The following is a 1,833-nucleotide window of genomic DNA, read 5'->3' on the forward strand; positions in this document are numbered from 1 at the left end:
CCACGCACTTCTCGGCCGCGCCGAGCAGCTCTTCCGCGCGCCCGCGCATGCCCTCGTACGTGCTGCCGAGCACCATGCCGCCCAGCAGGCCGAAGCCGGGGGCGTCCACGTGGACGGTGTCGGTCAGGCTCTTGATGTACGCCATCGCCACCTTCAACTCGTCGTCGACGCGGCCGCGCAGGTGGCCGATGGCTGAGGACGTGACGTGGATGTTCCGGCCGCCCGGGGCCGCTTGTGCACTCACAGACTCGGATTTTTCCGAAAATAACGGCCTTTATGGCTGATAAAACGACGACTTCATGATCAATTCCGAGGGTGGTCAGGTGCCGATCAGCGAACGTTCACCCGGCGGCGATGGCCTGGCACCATGGACACCAGCCACTCCCACCTCCACGAGCTCGACCGCCTCGTACAGGCCGGCGAACGTTCCATGCGCGAACTCGACCAGGCGATGCGGGACCTGCGGCAGCTCAGCGGCGAGGGCGAGAGCCGCAGCGGGTCGGTGACCGCCCGCGTGGACGCCGACAGCAAGCTGGTCGACGTGCGCATCGCGCCCAGGGCGATGCGACTCGGCTCGGACGAGCTGAGCCGCGAAGTGGTCGAGGCCGTCCGCGCCGCCCAGGACGCCCACCAGCGCCAGGCCCAGGACCTGCTCGGCTTCACCCCGGCCGGCGACGAGAACCTGCTGGCCACCTTCCAGCGCGACCTGACCGAGATCCAGGACGCCTACGCCGCGGAGACCGCCGACCGCATCGACCGCCTCCGCCGCACCCAGCGCGCCTGGAACGACTAGCCGACCCCGCAGGACCGCCGCGCCACCGCAGCGGCGTGCGCGATCCCCGCGCCCCCTCCCGAACCGTTCGGGAGGGGGCGCACGCACATCCACCGGCGCCGGCGCCCAGTCAGCCTGGACGCCGGATCAGCCTGGCCGTGCGGTCACCCTGGACCGGACGTGCGGTCAGCCGCAGTTGGCCCAGCCCGCGCTCGTGCTGCCAGAACCGACACTGCCCGAGAAGCGCACGCACTTGCCCTTGCCGGCCAGCTTGACCGGCCCCGCGTAGTACTCGAAGCTGCCGCTGTCGGTCCTGCTGCCGCCGTTCTGCACCTCGAGCGTGGCGCTGACCGGGGTGCGCTTGCCCACGTCCACGGTCTTCATCGTGACGACGCAGTTCTCGCCCGTGCCGCTGTTGTAGAGCTGGTACGTGACGCCGCCCGAGAACGCCTGCTGCCGCTGCACGTAGAACCCCGACCCGCACACCTGCACCGCCGTGTACGGGTTCTTGACCGGCTGCGGCGGCTTCGGCGCCTGGGTGGTGGGCTTGGGCGCCTGCGTGGTCGGCTTCGGAGCCTGCGTCGTCGGCTTGGGCGCCTGGGTGGTCGGCGTCGGCTCGGGCTCCTTCGTCGGCGTGGGGGTCGGAGTCCGCGTCGGCGTCGGGGTCGGAGTCGGGGTGGGCGTCGGCGTGGCCTTTTGAGTGGGCTTGGCCTGCTTGGTCTTCTTCTCCTTGGGCTGCTCGGTCACCGTCTTCGTCGGCTGGACGGTCACCGTCGGCCTGGTCACCGGCTGGGTGGCGATCGGCTGGGTGGCGATCGGCTGCGGCGGCGAGCTGAACTCCGGCACCGACAGGTTCGACGTCGGACCGTCGGTGGGCAGCACCATCGGGCCGATGTCGGTCGGCTCCGGCGTGGTGCTGGCCCAGGGCAGCGTCACGTCGGGCTGGGTCTGACCGTCCTGGGGCTGTCCGGGCTGCGGGATCCCGGCCTGTCCCGGCTCGGCGGCGGCCTGCGCGCCGGACGTCGAGGTGGCGCCGGCCATGACGACCGGCTCGGTGGGCT

Annotated in this window: 2 protein-coding genes and 1 pseudogene; 1 reads left to right on the forward strand and 2 read right to left on the reverse strand. The window is 71.3% G+C overall.

From position 1 onward, the window contains the following. On the reverse strand, positions 1-244 hold a 244-nt coding region (locus HII36_RS54945), incomplete at its 3' end, for a hypothetical protein (RefSeq protein ID WP_173531344.1). Between the two features lie 123 nt (positions 245-367). Here HII36_RS54945 and HII36_RS54950 point away from each other — a divergent pair. Continuing rightward, positions 368-793: a YbaB/EbfC family nucleoid-associated protein gene (locus HII36_RS54950; protein ID WP_173531345.1), complete on the forward strand. Its 426-nt coding sequence runs from the start codon at positions 368-370 to the stop codon at positions 791-793. Positions 794-958: 165 nt separating this feature from the next. Here the strand turns inward: HII36_RS54950 and HII36_RS54955 are convergent. After that, positions 959-1,833 (reverse strand): annotated as a pseudogene (locus HII36_RS54955) (serine/threonine protein kinase); the annotation flags it as partial.

The sequence above is a fragment of the Nonomuraea antri genome (assembly GCF_013283785.1).
Taxonomy (GTDB): Bacteria; Actinomycetota; Actinomycetes; order Streptosporangiales; family Streptosporangiaceae; genus Nonomuraea; species Nonomuraea antri.